The sequence below is a fragment of the Bacillus sp. DWP3-1 genome, from assembly GCF_049896565.1.
GTDB lineage: Bacteria > Bacillota > Bacilli > Bacillales > Bacillaceae > Bacillus.
In genome coordinates this window covers 207369-224798 of the sequence record NZ_JAFCUN010000007.1, presented here as the reverse complement: position 1 = coordinate 224798, position 17430 = coordinate 207369, and the positions used below count along the sequence as shown (strand labels likewise).

The following is a 17430-nucleotide window of genomic DNA, read 5'->3' as shown; positions in this document are numbered from 1 at the left end:
TATAAATATTGCTTTTATAAGCTGTCATCCATTACGATAAAGATGTATTTAAAATACACCTTTTTGAAAGAAGGAATGACGATGTTATCTAAAGATCAAATGAATGCCATTAAACAATCAGCCCCTCTATTAAAAGCTGAGGGAACCAAACTTGTGACTGTTTTTTATCAAAATATGATTCGGCAGCACCCAGAACTACTCAATCAATTTAATAAAACAAACCTCATGAACGGAAGTCAGCCAGAGGCGCTTGCTGCGACACTATATCAAGCAGCACTGCACATCGATCGATTAGAAGAATTACTTCCTGCGGTCAAACAGATTGCCCATAAGCATGTCAGTGTGATGGTCAAAAAAGAGCAATATCCAATCGTCGGATATCACCTCATTGAAGCGATGAAAGAAGTGTTTGGTTTAACGGAAAAAGATGACACGCTTTTAGCTTGGAAGGCCGCATATGACATTATTGCAAATATTTTTATCACGATTGAAGCAGAAATGATGGAGGAGAATGTAAAGCAAACTGGCGGATGGGCAGATGTGAAGCCGTTTGTGATTAAGAAAAAGGTACAGGAATCTCCATCGCTGATCTCCTTTTACTTAGTACCAGAAGATGAATCAGAGCTGCCAATGTATGAAGCAGGCCAATATGTTACGGTACAGGCAGATATGCCGGGTGAAGCTTATATGTGCAGCAGACAATATAGCTTATCTGATCAGCATCATCCTTCTTATTACCGCATTACAGTAAAGCGTGATGGTCATGTGTCTACATTTTTGCATGATGAAATGGAAGAAGGGGACGTTCTTCAAGTGAGTATGCCGCAGGGAATGTTCTGTTTGCAAGAAGACACTAAAGAGCCTGTTTATTTTATTAGTGCTGGTTCTGGTGTCACACCAATGATCGGTTTAATGAAAACAGCAGCGCAAAACAGCCAGCCGTTTACAATGATTCATGCAGATCGATTAGAGGATGTAACTGCTTTTGAAAATGAATTTGAAAGCGTTCTAGCTGCAGCTTCTCATGGTCGCATCATCTTATGTAATGAACAATTTGTACAGCCTGGTAAGGGTGAGCTTGTTGAAAAGGCAGCTTCCCGCATTGACCGTCCATTCCTTCAATCAGTGATTGGAGAAGGGAAAGGCCAATTTTATCTATGCGGTTCCCCGGTGTTTACACAGGAGATGATTCATATGCTAAAAGAGCTGGGAATTCCAGAACAGAATATTCATTTCGAGTCATTCGGCGGGCAATCCACGAAAGAAATGGAAGTCGTCTAAACGAATGGCGGAACATCATGTTTTTTTAGGTGCGCTCATATAGTAGGGATAAGTCCGATGAGGAGGGATGGTTTCCTTGAGCGTATCTGAAAAACGTCTTTTACAAAGAGCCATTGATGAAATTACAGAAATTGCAGATGGATTTGGTCTAGATTTTTATCCGATGAGGTATGAAATCTGTCCCGCGGAAATTATTTATACGTTCGGTGCATACGGAATGCCAACACGATTCAGCCACTGGAGCTTTGGGAAGCAATTTCATAAAATGAAGCTTCATTATGATTTAGGGTTAAGCAAAATTTATGAGCTGGTCATCAATTCAAATCCTTGCTACGCCTTTCTACTTGATAACAACACGCTTGTTCAAAATAAATTAATTGTGGCTCATGTACTGGCACACTGTGATTTCTTCAAAAATAATTGCCGTTTCCAAAACACAAAACGAGACATGGTAGAAAGCATGTCAGCAGCGGCAGAGCGGATCAAAGAATATGAGCATCTTCATGGAACAAAAGAAGTGGAATCCTTTTTAGACGCCGTATTGGCTCTACAGGAGCATATTGATCCGTCTCTTGTTCGTTCAAAACTAAGCTGGAATATGGACGATGAAGAAGAATGTGAAGATGATAAACCAAAACGTCAGACGCCGTATGATGATTTGTGGGGAATGGATGAGCCGAAGACGCATGAGAAAAAGAAAATCGTCAAGCAATTTCCACCAAAGCCGGAAAAAGATATTTTGCTCTTTATTGAGGCGCACTCCCGGGAGCTAGAGCCGTGGCAGCGGGACGTCCTCACCATGCTGAGGGAGGAAATGCTCTATTTTTGGCCGCAGCTGGAAACAAAGATTATGAATGAAGGCTGGGCATCGTATTGGCATCAGCGGATTATGCGTGAGCTTGATTTAGATTCAAGTGAATCGATTGAGTTTGCCAAATTAAATGCAGGCGTGGTGCAGCCATCTAAAACAGGCATCAATCCTTACTATTTAGGTCTGAAGATTTTTGAAGATATCGAAGAGCGCTATGACAACCCATGTGAAGAATTAAAAAAAGCAGGGGTGACAGAAGGATCGGGCCGCAGCAAAATGTTTGAAGTCAGGGAAATTGAATCAGATATTTCCTTTATTCGAAATTACTTAACAAAAGACCTTGTGATGAGAGAAGATTTGTACTTGTTTCAAAAACAAGGGAGAGACTATAAAGTCATCGATAAAGAATGGAAGGCTGTTCGTGATCAGCTAGTCAGCATGAGGGTCAATGGCGGCTTTCCTTATTTGACCGTGATGGATGGCGACTATTTAAAAAACAATGAACTCTATATTAAACATTGGTATGAAGGCATTGAACTAGATCTGAAATACTTAGAAAAAGTACTCCCTTATTTGCATCAGCTATGGGGAAGAAGTGTGCATATCGAATCAGTTCTTGAAGGAAAAGAAGTCATGTTTTCGTATGATGGAAAAGGGGTTCATAGGAAATATCTCGCTTAAAAAAGACCAAAAAAAGATGTCTCTTAGCAGACATCTTTTTTGCCCGTTTTATTGGTTTTTCAGCAGTTTGAAAATGTGTTTTGCTTGATCGGTGTTTTCCATCAGACCTTTTAGCTTTTGGCTTGTTGGGCCATATGCAAAGAATGGAACTTCATCACCCGTATGACCTGATGTTGTCCAGCCTGTATGTGATCTCATGTTGATCACTTCTTCAATCGCATCATCAATTTTAACAGCATCCTTTGTTTCAGAAGCCTTTTGAATGGAGGCTATTTCTTCTTTTGTAAATTCAAGATCGATATATTGTTTCAGCGCTGATTCAACAGGCATGCCGCTGACAATTTTGTTTGCAATAAAGTCAGGCGTCTTTTTCGCTGCTTTTACCGGTTTGTAATCCCAGCTGCTCGAGCCGTCTGCTCCGAAGGAAAGTCCGCCAGTTGAATGATCGGCAGTGGTGATGACTAACGTATTTTTATCCTTTTTTGCAAAACGAATGGCTTCTTCAAATGCTTTTTCAAAATCCTTCATTTCACTCATTGCACTGACAATATCATGATCATGTCCAGCCCAGTCAATTTGGCTGCCTTCAACCATAAGGAAAAATCCTTTTTTGTTTTTAGACAGCTGTTTAATGGCTGAGGACGTCATGTCTTGCAGGGAAGGGGTCTTTTTATCACGATCAATCGCTTTATCAAGACCACCGTCAGCAAAAATGCCTAGCACCTTTTGATTTTTGTTTTTTTGTAAGGCATCTTTATTGGTGACATAATCATATCCGGCTTGCTTGAATTCTTTCGTCAAATCACGATCCTTCCGGACAAAATCGACAAGACCTCCGCCAAGCATGACATCGACTGTATGCTGTTTTCCGATTTTTTCATCGAAGAAATCATCAGCGATGGCTGCTGTGTTTTTTCTCGATACATCGTGAGCCGCATACGCAGCAGGAGTGGCATTTGTTAATTCAGAGGTCACGACAAGACCTGTAGATTTTCCCTTCCGTTTTGCTTCTTCTAGAACTGTTTTTAATTTTTTGCCGTTTTTATTTACACCGATCGCATTGTTGTAAGTCTTTTTACCAGTTGCCATAGCTGTACCAGCTGCGGCAGAATCGGTGATATTGCTTTTAGAGTCGTTAGGGTATGTTTTGTGCATGCCAGTGTGGTAAGGGTCAAACGCTGTTTGTTTTGAAAGGTCTCCGTTGTGTTTAAATGAACGGTAAGTTGAAAGATAAGGAGTTCCCATGCCATCCCCGATCAGCACGATCACATTTTGCACGTCATTTTTTGGCTTCTTTTTAGCCTCTGCTTTGTCAGCCTGTCCAAATTCAATCCCTGAAAAAATGCCAATCGATAGCACAGATGCTGCCGCTACTGCAGCGATTTTCGTTTTCGAGCTTTTCAACACACTCATTCATTTTGCCTCCTCATTGTTTATGTATCGCTCTTACGTTTACAATGGTAGAGCAGAATTGTGGATTCCCATTTACAGGATCGTAAAGTTCACTTTAAAATTGTAAAGGTCCACTTTACATAGAATGGACCAAAAAGAGAAATGAATGTATCATTTATCCATGACAAGTTGCGTTTATTTTGTCATGATTGTGTAATGAAAATGAAATATAAAGAACCCTAAAAAAAAATAAATTTTGCCGAATTAATAAGCATAATGTCGTAGGAAGTCAAGACTATTTCTTCTGGTATTTGATCCTTATAATAGTAAGTAGATAAAATTCGGATCACGATAGATACATACAGGAGGAACAAATGAAAAAACAATTGATCACAGCTGCAAGTGCAGTTCTACTTGGGACGACATTATTTGCCGGAGCTGCCTCAGCACAATCAGTAAAAGTTCAAAAAGGTGACTCTCTTTCTGTTCTAGCGAAAAAATACAAAACAAGTGTGAGCAAGATTAAATCAGATAATAAGCTGAAATCTAACACGATTTATGTTGGACAAACTTTAAAAGTAAATGGTACTTCCTCAAAAAAAACTACGAAAACATCAAAAACAACAACAAAAGTAAAAGCGGCGTCAGCGACAGCTACTCATAAAGTTGTTAAAGGTGATACATTATCTAAAATCGGCAAAAAGTACGGCATGACTGTAAAAGAGCTGAAATCGTTAAATAAACTCAGAACAAACCTGATCAAAATTGGGCAAAAGCTAAAGGTCAAAAAGACATCTAAAAAAGTGAAGACAACACCTGTTAAAGAAAAAACAGTTTCTGCTTCTTCTTTAAACACGTCTAAGCTTGTAGCAGATGCTAAAGCGCACAATGGCACACCATATAGATGGGGTGGAACGACACCAAAGGGCTTTGATTGCAGCGGGTTTATGTGGTATATCATTAATAAACAAAAAAAGATTTCAAGACAAACAACTGAAGGTTTCTGGGGATCAATGAAAAGCGTATCAACACCAAAGGTTGGCGATTTCGTGTTCTTTACAACATATAAATCGGGTCCATCTCACATGGGTGTCTACATTGGGAACAACAAGTTTATTCATGCTGCTTCTGATGGTGTGACGATCAGTAATATGAATTCAAGCTACTGGAAGCCGATTTACCTTGGAGCGAAAACATTTGTGAACTAATTTATTCTAAGAGACTGCTTATGAAGCAGTCTCTTTTTATTTGCGCTGTAGACTTACCGTTGGGTATATTTAAGAAAATACCAAAAAGCCAGTGCTGCTTGGCGTTAGTCAAGTAACACTGGCTATTCATCTAATGAGATTTAAAAACCTAATTGAAGATCGACATCGATCGATACGATGGTGTAGACACAAACAATAACAAAGATATTCAGTACGACACCGAGGAACCCTGGGCCTGTACGGCCTTTTTTAATGAACAGTTCAATAATGCCAAATGGAACTGCGGCCATTGCAAAAGGAAGCATCTGAAAAGAATAAAATGTCACGTTGCTGATAATGGCGAGGTTCAGCATGAGCAGGGATAATATCGCTGTACCGACGGAAATCCAGCCAAATACATTATGCTCTTTAAAAATTCTTACCAATTCCATAATTCCACCTCGCTCACTTTTGCCGTTTTAATGCGTTTTGTCTTCACAAATTTCTCGATTTCTTTCGAAGGACCTGTGATCACAGAGCCATAAATCGTGACACCATTTTGGTTGATATAGCGTATTCGGTTTGACAGATCCAGTTCAGGTCTGCCAGAGATCGTTTTTGCCCAGGTTGGGTGCTGATCCACATAAGCAAGGGCATCTTTAAATTGATCTACCTCTGTTTTTGATGTGTGCTGAAGCTCTTTTAAGAATTCAGAGTCTTTCCCAGGGAAGCCGATTGGCCGCTGATTCCCGCTTAATGAATCCTCTGTTTTAATCGCATTCCAGAGCACTTTCATATCATATTTTTTAGCAAAGGAATAAACGTCCTTTGGTGTATAAGCTTTGTCATAGGATACATACACTTCACTGACTGTTCCTTCAGGAAGCTTGTCTAAAGTAGTGAGTGTTTGTTTTTTTGATGCATCTGGCTGCGCCGAAGGATGGGTAAAGAAATCCTCCGTATCGCGTGCGCTGTCACCATAATACGAGATGGTAGGCTGCTTTAATTTATCGAAAAACATCTCAATTTGTTCACTGCCAATGGCTTCTGTTTTATTGCCAATTTGTTTTTGCAGCTTCAATTCGGTGTTCATCCCAAAAAGCTTGACCTGGCCTTTTAAATCCTTCATATCAATCGCCACGTTTGGTTTCGTCAAAGCGACTGTTACAGCGGCTGTTTCCATGAAGTGATTCCCTTTGCTCTCTGCTCCGCCAACACCGTAGTATAGATAACTTCCTAATGTACAAAGCGGTAAAATAATGAGTGTCGATATGACAGCAAGCACGGAAATACGTAAATAAGACTTTCTTTTTCCGTATTGTAAGATGGCTTTTTGCTTTTCAGGACTGATGGAAAAATCTGTCCAATCCGAGTCGTTCAGTTCCTGACTTAAGCGTTTTTCGTTTTCTTCAAGTTCTTCTTCAAACGCCATCATTTCTTCCTCGTTCATCTCACCATTATTATATTGTTCCCATCGCTTGTTAAACTCTTCATTCATCATTAACACCTCTGTTGTAAAGTGCTTTTAGGCGCTGCCTTGCACGAAATAAAACACTTTTAAAATTTGCTTCAGTAATATTCATGACCTTGGATGCTTCCTTGTAGTTCAGTTCTTTTAAATAATACAATGTCAACGCTTCCTTGTAGTTATCTGGAAGCTGCTCCAAATACATGTTGAGGACTTCTTTTATTTCAACCTGTTCAGCAGGGCTTTGTACAGACGTTTGTAAAAGGCCGCCAATTAGATCATCCGATATGGTCACTTCTTTTTTATGTTTCCTGACATAATCAATAAAAGCATTTCGTGCCACCTGAAATAACCAAGGTTTCACTTTGCTATGGTCGTAGGAATGAATATGTATATAAGCACGCATAAAGGTTTCCTGCAATAAGTCTTCTGCCAAATGTTTGTCTTTTGTCATGGAGAGCAGAAACCTGTAAACATCGTTCATATACATTTGATAAATTTCATCGATCGTCACTGATTTTTCTCCCCTCTATGTTATACACGCATAAGAAAGGCATAAAGTTGCACGAAACTTCTCAATACCGTACATTACTCATCTCTTTCGCCGAATCAAAATCATTTCTCCTTATCATAGCGAAATTTACGCCATTTATAAAGCATTTTCAATAGAACAAATCAGGAAAAAACCTTAAAAAACGACAAAATTGGACACAATTCCTCTTCTATTCTCTCCTAAAACCATGGACCTGGATACAGAAAGAACGGTGATTCTTAACGAAAAATGATGTGATGGTTTGGCTGTTTCATGAAATTTTTAGTACCAGGTAATAAAAAATTTGTTATAATAGAAACAAATCCTTCATTCTTCAAACAAAGGAAGTGCACTATGTATAAATTTTCAGGCTATACCATCAAAGTATTATTTTCTCTCCGAGGCGGAATCAAAGTATATCAAAAAGAGAATCTGCCAACGGATCGGGGGTTTGTCATTGCATGTACACATGAGGGTTTTGTGGATGTTCTTGCATTAGGCGCAGGGATTCTTCCGTTTGAGATCCACTACATGTCGAAAAAAGAATTGTTTGCAAATAAATGGATCGGTGGATTTTTAAAGAAGATTCATGCCTTTCCAGTTGATCGAGAGAATCCTGGGCCAAGCAGTATTAAAACGCCCATTAAATTATTAAAAGAGGGGAAGATCGTTGGGATTTTTCCAAGCGGAACACGTACAACAGAGGATGTACCTTTAAAAAGAGGTGCGGTCACCATTGCCCAGCTCGGTAAAGCGCCAATCGTTCCAGCAGCGTACAAAGGACCGTCCAATGCGAAAAGTCTTTTCAAAAAGGGGAAAATGCGCTTAATTATCGGTGAACCGATTGAGCAGTCAGAATTTGAGCATCTGCCGCCAAAAGAACGGTTAGGTGCCATGACGGAAGTATTAAACACGAGAATTAAAGAACTTGAAGCTCAATTAATGGAAAAGGCATAAGAAAAACGACCGCTTGCTTTGGCAAGGGTCGTTTTTTTCTTAAGAAGCGCCTTCTTCAGCGGCTTCTGCTAATTGTTCATTTAACTTTTTGACTTCGATATATACCACATGGTGTCCATCGACTTCATTAATGATAAATTCATAGCCTTGTTCACGAATGGTGTCATTTTTCTCAACTTCATATTTCTGTGTAAGAAACCATCCGCCGATCGTATCGACCTCTTCGTTATCAAGCTGCGTACCTAAGAGCAGGTTGACTTGGTCAACTAGAACCTTTCCATCAAAGATGTAATGGTCTTCTCCAAGTTTACGCACTTCGTTGATTTCATCAATATCGAATTCATCACGAATTTCACCGACGATTTCTTCAAGGATGTCTTCTACAGTCACAAGACCTGCTGTACCGCCGTATTCATCTGATAAAATCGCCATGTGTACACGTTCACGCTGCATTTTGAGCAATAAATCATGTACAGGAACTGTTTCAATCACATGAATAATCGGGTTGACAAACTTTTCGATTGTATCACTTGTAGAACACTCACCGCTAATGCAGGCAGTGAGAACCTCTTTAATGTTCAGAACACCAATCATGTTATCTTTATCGCCATCTTCAATTGGATAACGTGTATATTTTTCTACCTTGGTCACCTTCAGCATTTCCTCAATGGTAATATCATGAGGGAAGCTGACAACTTCGGTACGAGGAATCATAATTTCTTTCGCCAGACGGTCATCAAATTCAAAAATTTTATTTACATATTTGAATTCAGACTGGTTAATTTCGCCGCTTTTATAGCTCTCTGATAAAATAATCCGCAATTCTTCTTCAGAGTGCGCCATGTCATGCTCAGAAACTTGCTGAAGACCGAACGCTTTTGTTAACAAACGAGCAGATCCATTTAATACCCAGATAAACGGGAACATCACTTTGTAAAAAATCATAAGCGGTCTAGCAAAAAGAAGAGATACTTGCTCCGCCTTTTGAATGGCGAGTGTTTTTGGTGCAAGTTCTCCAACCACAACGTGTAAAAACGTCATAATACTAAACGCAATAATAAAAGTGACAATAGAACTAGCTGATTGAGGAATGGACAGCTCTACAAATAGTGGAGCAAGCATGTGTGCAATTGTTTCTTCCCCTAACCAACCAATACCAAGGGCGGTAATGGTAATACCGAGCTGACAGGCCGACAGATACTCATCAAGGTGAGTCGTGACATGCTTGACAGCAACTGCTGTTTTATTACCTTCTGCGATTAACTGATCAATTCTTGAGCTTCTTAAGCGAATGATCGCAAACTCTGATGCTACGAAAAATGCGGTTAAAGCTATAAGCAAAGCAACTATAAGTAAATTAACTATGTCCAATTAAGGCCTTCGTTCTGACTTTGAGAACGAAGGTAACACCTCCTGTTTAGTAAAAATTTTAACTTAACAGCAGTAAAAATGATTGGACAGCCGTCATCTTTTCAGGTGTAAGCTGCTCTTTTAATTTTTCACGTTGTTCTGGCTGAAGCTGCTTACAACGTACCAAAATGCGGTCCATATGCTCGTTCATCCGATCGATATCAGAGGTTAAATGGACAAGTTCATCAGGATCTTCCTTTTGAGAAGGGAATTGTTCATCTAATCTGGATTTGATGTCAGAAAGAGCCAATCTCTGCTGTTTGCAAAGAACGATTAATTGTAATCGTTTTAAAGCATGTTCATCGTAATAACGATAATTTGAGCAAGATCTAACAGGCGCAAGCAAACCTAGATTTGTATAATAATCTACAGTTCGTTTCGTCACCTGTGCAATCTGTGCTAGTTCACCAATACGATACTTTTTCTCAGCCCCATCTGAACATCTCCTCCTAACCGTCACGTTATAGTTTATGAAAATAGTTTAATATAATTCGAGTCTGAAATACAAGTTAATTGTTCATATTTCCTGCCGATATGAACATTAGAGAGGGATTTCTCAGTCTAGATTGTCCTGTCAAATTTAACATGGTGATACAGGAATTTTCAGATTATTTATGGTAAGATAAAATGAATACCGTTTCATATATATGTAGAGAGGCGGATTTATACGTGAACCGGAGGTGGTTAAGTGGGGCCCTCAATGTAGTCTTATTTAATCAGTTAACCGTTTTGCAAAATATAACATCATCAATCAGGAGGTGACTCCTTGTTCTTCTAAGAAAGAGCAAGGTTAAATGGACGATATTGTTAATCTGAGTATAGTTGGTGTTTTGATTGCTTTAACAGCTTTCTTTGTTGCATCTGAATTTGCCATAGTAAAGGTGAGAAGTTCAAGAATTAATCAGCTTGTTGCCGAAGGGTCCAAAAAGGCCATCGTGGCGAAAAAGGTGACATCAAGGCTAGATGAATATTTGTCAGCCTGTCAGCTCGGTATTACAGTGACATCCCTTGGTTTAGGGTGGATTGGTAAGCCGGCTGTAAAAGAACTTTTGGTTCGAGGTTTTGGTTTGACAAACATTCCTGATTCAGCAATCAGCCTGATCTCAGCAACACTTGCGTTCTCTATTATTACCTTTTTGCATGTAGTCGTCGGTGAGCTTGCACCAAAAACGCTTGCGATTCAAAAGGCGGAAAAAATGACGCTCTGGCTGTCAGGCCCGCTGCATGCATTTTATATCCTGATGTTCCCTTTCATTTATGTGTTAAACGGGTCAGCCCGTGTTCTAACCAAAATGATGGGCATCGATATGGGGTCTGAAAAAGAACATTCCCATTCTGAAGAGGAATTGAAGATTTTATTATCTGAGAGCTTAAAAAATGGGGAAATCAACCCATCAGAATATAATTATATGAACAAGATTTTCGACTTTGATAATCGAATTGCCAGAGAGATCATGGTACCGCGGAGAGAAATTTGTGCCATTCCAGAAGATATGCCGCTAGATGATATCCTCTCCATCATGACGCAGGAAAAGTATACACGCTTTCCCGTGTTTTCAGGGGATAAAGACCATGTCATCGGCATGCTGAACAAAAAGCAGCTCTTTGCAGATCTTGTGTATCAAGGAGAAAAAGATCAACTGAAGATTCAAGATTATATATATCCAGTGATTGAGGTCATTGACACGATTCCTATTCAGGAGCTTCTCGTCAAGATGCAGCGCGATAGAATGCATTTGGCGATTTTAACCGACGAATATGGCGGAACGTCTGGACTTGTCACAACAGAAGATATTTTAGAAGAGATTGTTGGAGATATTCGAGATGAATTCGATGAAGATGAGCAGCCGGTTATTCAAAAAAGAGCCGATCATCATTATGTTTTAGATGGCAAAGTAAGATTAGATGAAGTTCAAGATTTGATCGAAATGTCATATCATGATGAAGAAATTGATACAATAGGCGGGTTAATCTTAAAAGAGAATATTGATATCCGAGAAGGACAATCCATTTATCTTGATGATATTCGGATGAAGGTCTTGGAGATGGATGGACGCTATGTTAAAAAGATCGACCTGAAGAAAGGCGTCATATCATCAGAAAAAGGAAATGCACGCACTGGGCTTGATATAAAAGAGCCGCTGTTAGTAAATGAAATGACCTTGAGCGAAAAATAAGCTCAAGGTTTTTTTAGGTATTTAGTCTCTTTTTACGAATGTTTGTTCGAGTTATAATAAGAACAAATGTTCGATAGAGGGGGATGGACATGCTTTGGTATGAAACAGCAAGTATCACAGAGAAAAAAACCTCAATGAAACGTATTGAGTTTCATTTGAAGAATTTCAAAAATTACCAGGCAGCGATTTTAAATATCGAAAGACAGCTTGAAAAAAGAAGCCCGCATCATCTGGATCACATGACACGGAAGAAGTTAGAAGAGCAAAAAAATCAGTATGAACTCATCGTTGCATGTATTAAAACAGCATTAAAAGAGTTGGATGAAATAGAGCAGCAGCTCATCGATTACAAATATTTTCGAGATTGGCGGATGGCCAAATGTGCGATGGAAATCGGCTACAGTGAAAAAACACTCTTTTTAATGAAGCGCCAGCTCATGGATCAACTGCTCATCAGCTTAGCCGCCATTACCAATATTTAAAAAAGGTGATGTCCTATTTGATAGAACGCAGCAAAGAGACAGAAAGACCCGATGATCGTCATCAATAAGTAGACAGCAAGTTTTCCGATTTGCCGCTGCTCTAGCATGGTCGCAGACTCTACACTAAACGTAGAGAATGTTGTAAAGCCACCGAAAAAACCTGTTCCAATGATCATAAGCAGCGGATGATTGGCAGTCACGGCACCTGTCAGTATACCTAAACCGGCAGCACCTAATAAGTTGATGAGAATAATACTATACGGGAAACGAGCATGAGACTTGGTTTTCTGTATTAATTGGCTAATGAAAAAACGAAGGGCGCTGCCAATCCCGCCGGCAACAGCTGTATATAAAACGATCATTTATCTGCCTCCTCTCTGCTGCTTATTTTGATGAAAGAGCCGCTGAGCAAGCATCAGTCCACATAAGGCAGCGGCTACTCCGGCAATGACTGAGAGCAGGATGTAGATCACACTTGAGGTGAATTGCCCAGTCTGTAATAAAAGAACCGTTTCTTTAGAAAAAGTGGACATTGTCGTAAAACCTCCGCAAAATCCTGTTCCGATCAAAGCGGCAAGATATTTTTTTCCCTTCTGGAACATAAAATATCCTGTTGAAAAACCAAGAAGCAGACTGCCTGTTACGTTTTCGATTAGCGTTGCATAAGGGAATGTTTGGCTGACAATCGATTGGCTTAGTTCATATCTGCAAAGTGTCCCAAGCAGTCCGCCTATAAATACAGCAAGATACGCTTTCATTTACATCATTTCTCCTTTAGAAAAAATGGCGGGTGATCCGTCACCACTCCATCAACGGGATATTTTTTGATCCGATCGGCTGTTTTTTGGTCTTTCACAGTCCATATAAACACATCCATCCCGAATGAGTGGATGCGGTCTATCCACCATCTGTTGATCAGCGTTTTCTTCATATTAAGACAATCAGCAAACGAGCTGTATGCAGTTAACTTTCTTTTCGCCAGTTTATATGCAGTAGGCTTTATAATCAAAGCTGTTCGAAGAGAAGGGGCGAAAGCTTTGATTCTTTGAAGTGCATGATCATCAAAAGATTGAATCATGATATGACGAGAATAGGCAAACCGATTGATGATGTCGACAACTGCCTTTTCAATTCCTATCTGCCGTCTTGGGTGTTTGATCTCGATCAATATCCCGATCCGCTGACTGTATCTCTCAAGAACTTCTTGTAATGTTGGAATTCGTTCATTCGTGTACTGCTGGTCAAACCAGCTTCCTGCGTCCAGTTTTTTCAGCTGATCAAGTGTATAGCTTTTGACTAAACCGTTTCCGTTCGTCGTTCGGTCAACTGTATCATCATGGATCACGACGACGTGCTGATCCAATGTGAGCTGTACATCTAATTCAATATAATCTGCACCCTGCTGAACAGCTAAATCAAACGCGGCAATTGTATTTTCTGGGGCAGCACTTGATGACCCTCTATGCGCGATAATATACACATGCTCCAGCTCCCTGACATAAGTTCTGGTCTTATCATATCAAATGCTTTACCGTTTTTCCTTCTTTACTATATGGAGGGAAGAAGAGCTGTATGTAATGGTGAATCGCATTGCTAAGAAAGTATGATGATTCAAATGTGAAAAGTTGCAGGAATATCCCAAGCCATGATTGAGTAAATCTGAAGTACATCAATTTTTCTTCGATCAATTTTGTCCAAATCGTCAGCGTTCGCCAAAATATTAGTGCTTTCGTCATGTTGACTGAAAATTCTGATGTTTTATAATGATGAAAAGGAGGCGAGATGATTGGGTAAAGGGAGAATTAGAGTGGAAGAACGTATTAAGGCCGAAACGGATGCTGAAATGTTTAAAGCGACTCTCCTTGATCAGGCTCAGAAGAAAAAGTAGTTTGCTGCCCGTCGATATGTCTCTAGCCAAAATTTCATAATTGAACATCATGCCTCGGGACTGGTCCCGAGGCTTTTTATATAGAGGTCAGACATTTATGAGAGGACATAAACGAAGGTTATATTATAAACTAGAGAGGATTGTTTTAAAGGAGAGAGACAAACATGATTACACAAAAATGGATGGATACATATTTTACAGTAGATGTTGCGATCCAAATCGGTATTAGCCTTTGTATTTTATTGCTTTTTTTATTGCTTCGGAAAGTATTTACGAAGTACTTATTTCATCTTCTCTTTAGGCTGACCAATCGGTCTAAAACGGAGGTCATTAACCAAATTGTTGTGGCTTTCGAAAAGCCAGCCAGACTGTTTTTTGTCGCACTTGGGTTATATTTTGCGTTAAGACAGGCACCATACTTTGAGCATCATATGGATGTCATCGTCAAATTATATAGATCCTCCATTATATTGATGCTGACATGGGGGCTTTGTAATTTAACCGCAGCTTCTTCTTTCTTATTTCAAAAAGTAAATTCGAAATTTGAATTGGAAATGGATGATATTTTAGCACCGTTTTTATCAAAGGTACTTCGCTTCATTATCATTGCACTAAGTATTAGTGTCATTGCACAAGAATTTAATTATGATGTAAATGGACTTGTGGCAGGTCTTGGTCTAGGTGGTCTAGCCTTTGCGCTTGCTGCCCAGGATACGGTGGCGAACTTTTTTGGAGGGATCGTCATCATTACAGAGAAGCCTTTTACAATGGGTGACTTTGTGGAGACGCCAAGTGTTCTTGGAACTGTCGAGGACATTACATTTCGAAGCACAAAGTTTAGAACACCTGCTGAAGCTGTTGTGACAGTTCCGAATTCTACGCTTTCAAAGGAACCTATCACGAACTGGACGAGAATGAATAAACGCCAAATTACGTTTTCCGTACGTGTATCCTATAATACACCAAAGGAAAATCTTGACCGATGCATCAAACGTCTCAAACAAATGCTTTATGAACATGATGGGGTGCACAAGGAGACGATCATGGTAAATCTCGATGTACTGGCAGACAGTTATTTGAATTTATTTTTCAACTTTTACACAAACACGACGGCCTGGGCTGAAAACCTTGATATTAAACAGGACATTAACTACCGTATCATGGATATCTTCCATCAAGAAGGTGTAGAATTTGCCTTCCCTGGACAGACCATTTATATGAAACAAAAAGGCGAAAAACAGCTGGGTGAATAAAGGAGGAATGGTGAGTGGATCAAACAAAGGTGGCAGCGCTAAGCGAGAAATTAACGCAGGCTTCACATATTATGGTACTTTCAGGTGCGGGTATGAGCACGGAATCAGGTATCCCCGATTTTAGATCAACGGGCGGCTTATGGACTGAAGACACCGCCCGCATGGAGGCGATGAGCCGGTCCTACTTTTTATCACACCCTCAGCAATTCTGGCCGAAATTCAAGGAATTGTTTCAGATGAAAATGAGCGGAGAGTACGAGCCCAATAGTGGACATACCTTTTTAGCCAGCCTTGAGAAACAAGGAAAACATGTGGATATTTTCACCCAAAATATTGATGGCTTGCATAAAAAAGCAGGAAGCCAGCATGTATATGAACTCCACGGCTCCATTCAAACAGCTACTTGCCCATCGTGTCATGCGACATATGAACTGCCTTATTTATTACAAGAAGAAGTGCCTGTATGTCTAAAGGTTTCCTCAGACGGACGGACATGTGGGCGTGTGCTGAAAACAGATGTTGTCCTTTTTGGAGACAGGATCAAACATTTTGATCAAGTAGAGAAATCACTTCAGCGAGCGGACCTTCTGCTCGTCATGGGGACTTCCCTAGAAGTGGCGCCAGCAAGATATATTCCAGAAGATGCCGCTCAAAATCCTTCCATCTTCAAGGTGATGATGAATTTGAGTGAAACAGAATACGATCCACTGTTTGATCTTGTCTTTCATGAGCGAATTGGCGATCTCGTGAAAGCTTTATAAATCATCAAAGACCCCGCATCCAAAAAAGGTGCGGGGTCTTTCTTTATTGTTGCAGCGGCTTCATCGATTCATCAAGGACTTCAAATGTATAGCCCTTCGCTTTTAGCTGTGTGATTAAACTGTTTAAGTATTTTGCTGTCGCTGGCTGATCGTGCATTAAGATGATTTTTGGTTCTTTTGGATGTTTTGTCTCAAGCACTTGCAGCTGATTTAATACCTCTGGTACATATTTTGAGCTTTTATATTTCCAGTCAAGACTGTCAATTGTCCAATCCCAGTATACAAAGCCTTTTTGTTTTAAACGTGCCTTTTGCTGATCCGTTAAATTTGGGGCGCTGCCATAAGGTGTTCTCACAAGATGTGTATACTCACCTGTGACAGAAGCCAAAATGCGCTGATCTTCCTTCATCTCATTGACGGGAGAATCACTTTTTTGATAAAAGCGTTTCACATCATGTGTGATACCATGAAGCCCTAACTGATGACCTTCTTGATGAAGTCTTTTCACAGCTGCCGGGTGTTCCTTAATCTGCGGCCCAAGCATAAAGAATGTGGCCTTTACTTGATGCGCTTTGAGCACATCTAAAAGCTGATTTGATGTCGCTGACGGACCATCATCAAAGGTTAAAAAGATCGTTTGATCCGTTACATGTTTGTTTGGGTTGATCTTAAAATGTGCATCTAATGTTTTCGTAGAATCATCTTTTGCTTTCAGACTTGCGCTTGTGTCTCGGAATTGACTGCTCGCAGACATTTTAGCCGGCTGATCTGCTGCCTGCATATTGGTTTTAGATATATCCCAAATAAAAAAGAGGATCAGTGACAGAATCACTAAACCAATCGCCTTTGAGAGCAGCATCGTGTTTGAAGGTGTCTGTTTTTTCGTAACCCGTTGCATTACAATCGCTCCAATAAATCAAAAATTTGTGTCGAATCATGTAGTAGATTCTGTCTTTTTCCGCTGTTTTTTGTCGTGCTCATATCGATTAAGTATACAGGAAAAAAGAGCCTATGAATATAGAAGATGCTAAAAAATTGGAATCTTTTTGGTTATGAGTCTATGTTTGTTACAATAAAAAGTTGACCATTTATCATGATGTGAAATAATTCTGAATAATCATTGAAACGTACTCATTTATCCGCTAAGATA

General features: G+C 39.8%; 19 protein-coding genes. 9 read left to right on the top strand and 10 right to left on the bottom strand.

What is annotated here, in order from left to right:
- Nucleotides 1-81: 81 nt before the first annotated feature.
- A complete protein-coding gene (locus ACP7A0_RS16105; RefSeq protein WP_106156927.1) occupies nt 82-1281 on the top strand; it encodes a globin domain-containing protein in 1200 nt (399 codons plus the stop codon).
- A gap of 67 nt (nt 1282-1348) precedes the next feature.
- Nucleotides 1349-2773: a SpoVR family protein gene (locus tag ACP7A0_RS16100; RefSeq protein WP_374955730.1), complete on the top strand. Its 1425-nt coding sequence runs from the start codon at nt 1349-1351 to the stop codon at nt 2771-2773.
- 48 nt (nt 2774-2821) lie between these two features.
- Here the strand turns inward: ACP7A0_RS16100 and ACP7A0_RS16095 are convergent, their stop codons facing one another.
- On the bottom strand, nt 2822-4186 hold the full coding sequence (locus ACP7A0_RS16095; protein WP_375567159.1) for an alkaline phosphatase: 1365 nt from the start codon (nt 4184-4186) through the stop codon (nt 2822-2824).
- 353 nt (nt 4187-4539) lie between these two features.
- On the opposite strand from ACP7A0_RS16095, the gene ACP7A0_RS16090 reads away from it, so the two are divergent.
- A complete protein-coding gene (locus ACP7A0_RS16090; protein ID WP_375567160.1) occupies nt 4540-5373 on the top strand; it encodes a LysM peptidoglycan-binding domain-containing protein in 834 nt (277 codons plus the stop codon).
- Nucleotides 5374-5513: 140 nt separating this feature from the next.
- Here the strand turns inward: ACP7A0_RS16090 and ACP7A0_RS16085 are convergent, their stop codons facing one another.
- The 3 genes from ACP7A0_RS16085 to ACP7A0_RS16075 are packed head-to-tail and all read right to left on the bottom strand — an operon-like array spanning nt 5514 to nt 7334.
- Nucleotides 5514-5804, bottom strand: coding sequence for a hypothetical protein (locus tag ACP7A0_RS16085; protein WP_034663689.1), 291 nt, complete (start codon nt 5802-5804; stop codon nt 5514-5516).
- On the bottom strand, nt 5792-6850 hold the full coding sequence (locus ACP7A0_RS16080; RefSeq protein WP_034663685.1) for an anti-sigma factor: 1059 nt from the start codon (nt 6848-6850) through the stop codon (nt 5792-5794). Before ACP7A0_RS16080 ends, ACP7A0_RS16085 begins: the two co-directional genes overlap by 13 nt.
- Complete coding sequence (locus ACP7A0_RS16075) at nt 6843-7334, bottom strand: sigma-70 family RNA polymerase sigma factor (protein WP_003211938.1); 492 nt, start codon at nt 7332-7334, stop codon at nt 6843-6845. The genes ACP7A0_RS16080 and ACP7A0_RS16075 overlap by 8 nt, the downstream gene beginning before the upstream one ends.
- Nucleotides 7335-7706: 372 nt before the next feature.
- Between ACP7A0_RS16075 and ACP7A0_RS16070 the strand changes: the two genes are divergently transcribed.
- Nucleotides 7707-8309 (top strand): lysophospholipid acyltransferase family protein, encoded by a 603-nt coding sequence (locus ACP7A0_RS16070; protein WP_034663683.1) that lies wholly within the window; start codon nt 7707-7709, stop codon nt 8307-8309.
- Nucleotides 8310-8348: 39 nt separating this feature from the next.
- Here ACP7A0_RS16070 and ACP7A0_RS16065 read toward each other — a convergent pair whose 3' ends face one another.
- A complete protein-coding gene (locus ACP7A0_RS16065) occupies nt 8349-9680 on the bottom strand; it encodes a hemolysin family protein (protein WP_012009419.1) in 1332 nt (443 codons plus the stop codon).
- 58 nt (nt 9681-9738) lie between these two features.
- Nucleotides 9739-10179 (bottom strand): MerR family transcriptional regulator, encoded by a 441-nt coding sequence (locus tag ACP7A0_RS16060; protein WP_034620022.1) that lies wholly within the window; start codon nt 10177-10179, stop codon nt 9739-9741.
- A 334-nt stretch (nt 10180-10513) separates the two neighbouring features.
- On the opposite strand from ACP7A0_RS16060, the gene ACP7A0_RS16055 reads away from it, so the two are divergent.
- Both ACP7A0_RS16055 and ACP7A0_RS16050 read left to right on the top strand, forming a co-directional pair.
- The gene (locus ACP7A0_RS16055) at nt 10514-11896 is read left to right on the top strand and encodes a hemolysin family protein (RefSeq protein ID WP_060595863.1); all 1383 of its coding nucleotides are present in this window, start codon (nt 10514-10516) and stop codon (nt 11894-11896) included.
- A gap of 89 nt (nt 11897-11985) precedes the next feature.
- On the top strand, nt 11986-12378 hold the full coding sequence (locus ACP7A0_RS16050; RefSeq protein WP_060595866.1) for a hypothetical protein: 393 nt from the start codon (nt 11986-11988) through the stop codon (nt 12376-12378).
- Here the strand turns inward: ACP7A0_RS16050 and crcB (ACP7A0_RS16045) are convergent.
- From crcB (ACP7A0_RS16045) to ACP7A0_RS16035, 3 genes are read right to left on the bottom strand one after another with little or no spacing between them, the layout of a single operon-like run.
- On the bottom strand, nt 12375-12740 hold the full coding sequence (crcB, locus tag ACP7A0_RS16045) for a fluoride efflux transporter CrcB (protein WP_060595868.1): 366 nt from the start codon (nt 12738-12740) through the stop codon (nt 12375-12377). The two genes, ACP7A0_RS16050 and crcB (ACP7A0_RS16045), sit on opposite strands and share 4 nt — an antisense overlap.
- Nucleotides 12741-13136 carry a fluoride efflux transporter CrcB gene (gene crcB, locus ACP7A0_RS16040; RefSeq protein WP_060595870.1) on the bottom strand — a complete coding sequence of 132 codons (396 nt, stop codon included), beginning with the start codon at nt 13134-13136 and terminating at the stop codon, nt 12741-12743.
- A gap of 5 nt (nt 13137-13141) precedes the next feature.
- Nucleotides 13142-13858, bottom strand: a complete 717-nt coding sequence (locus ACP7A0_RS16035) for a glycerophosphodiester phosphodiesterase (RefSeq protein WP_066031101.1) — start codon at nt 13856-13858, stop codon at nt 13142-13144.
- Nucleotides 13859-14164: 306 nt separating this feature from the next.
- Here ACP7A0_RS16035 and ACP7A0_RS16030 point away from each other — a divergent pair, with 306 nt between their 5' ends.
- The 3 genes from ACP7A0_RS16030 to ACP7A0_RS16020 all read left to right on the top strand — a co-directional run bounded on the left by ACP7A0_RS16030 (nt 14165) and on the right by ACP7A0_RS16020 (nt 16280).
- Nucleotides 14165-14266 (top strand): YhdX family protein, encoded by a 102-nt coding sequence (locus tag ACP7A0_RS16030; protein ID WP_017360338.1) that lies wholly within the window; start codon nt 14165-14167, stop codon nt 14264-14266.
- A 164-nt stretch (nt 14267-14430) separates the two neighbouring features.
- The gene (locus ACP7A0_RS16025) at nt 14431-15519 is read left to right on the top strand and encodes a mechanosensitive ion channel family protein (RefSeq protein ID WP_060595874.1); all 1089 of its coding nucleotides are present in this window, start codon (nt 14431-14433) and stop codon (nt 15517-15519) included.
- Between the two features lie 29 nt (nt 15520-15548).
- Nucleotides 15549-16280, top strand: coding sequence for an NAD-dependent protein deacylase (locus ACP7A0_RS16020; protein ID WP_375567667.1), 732 nt, complete (start codon nt 15549-15551; stop codon nt 16278-16280).
- Between the two features lie 43 nt (nt 16281-16323).
- Here the strand turns inward: ACP7A0_RS16020 and ACP7A0_RS16015 are convergent, their stop codons facing one another.
- Entirely contained in the window at nt 16324-17178 is an 855-nt protein-coding gene (locus tag ACP7A0_RS16015; RefSeq protein ID WP_066031100.1) for a polysaccharide deacetylase family protein, read from the bottom strand.
- Nucleotides 17179-17430 lie beyond the last annotated feature (252 nt).

Coding starts and splice junctions, on each gene's coding strand:
- ACP7A0_RS16105 (WP_106156927.1), top strand. CDS start 82: ATGTTATCTAAAGATCAAATGAATGCCATTAAACAATCAGCCCCTCTA.
- ACP7A0_RS16100 (WP_374955730.1), top strand. CDS start 1,349: ATGGTTTCCTTGAGCGTATCTGAAAAACGTCTTTTACAAAGAGCCATT.
- ACP7A0_RS16095 (WP_375567159.1), bottom strand. CDS start 4,186: ATGAGTGTGTTGAAAAGCTCGAAAACGAAAATCGCTGCAGTAGCGGCA.
- ACP7A0_RS16090 (WP_375567160.1), top strand. CDS start 4,540: ATGAAAAAACAATTGATCACAGCTGCAAGTGCAGTTCTACTTGGGACG.
- ACP7A0_RS16085 (WP_034663689.1), bottom strand. CDS start 5,804: ATGGAATTGGTAAGAATTTTTAAAGAGCATAATGTATTTGGCTGGATT.
- ACP7A0_RS16080 (WP_034663685.1), bottom strand. CDS start 6,850: ATGAATGAAGAGTTTAACAAGCGATGGGAACAATATAATAATGGTGAG.
- ACP7A0_RS16070 (WP_034663683.1), top strand. CDS start 7,707: ATGTATAAATTTTCAGGCTATACCATCAAAGTATTATTTTCTCTCCGA.
- ACP7A0_RS16055 (WP_060595863.1), top strand. CDS start 10,514: ATGGACGATATTGTTAATCTGAGTATAGTTGGTGTTTTGATTGCTTTA.
- ACP7A0_RS16050 (WP_060595866.1), top strand. CDS start 11,986: ATGCTTTGGTATGAAACAGCAAGTATCACAGAGAAAAAAACCTCAATG.
- crcB (WP_060595868.1), bottom strand. CDS start 12,740: ATGATCGTTTTATATACAGCTGTTGCCGGCGGGATTGGCAGCGCCCTT.
- crcB (WP_060595870.1), bottom strand. CDS start 13,136: ATGAAAGCGTATCTTGCTGTATTTATAGGCGGACTGCTTGGGACACTT.
- ACP7A0_RS16025 (WP_060595874.1), top strand. CDS start 14,431: ATGATTACACAAAAATGGATGGATACATATTTTACAGTAGATGTTGCG.
- ACP7A0_RS16015 (WP_066031100.1), bottom strand. CDS start 17,178: ATGCAACGGGTTACGAAAAAACAGACACCTTCAAACACGATGCTGCTC.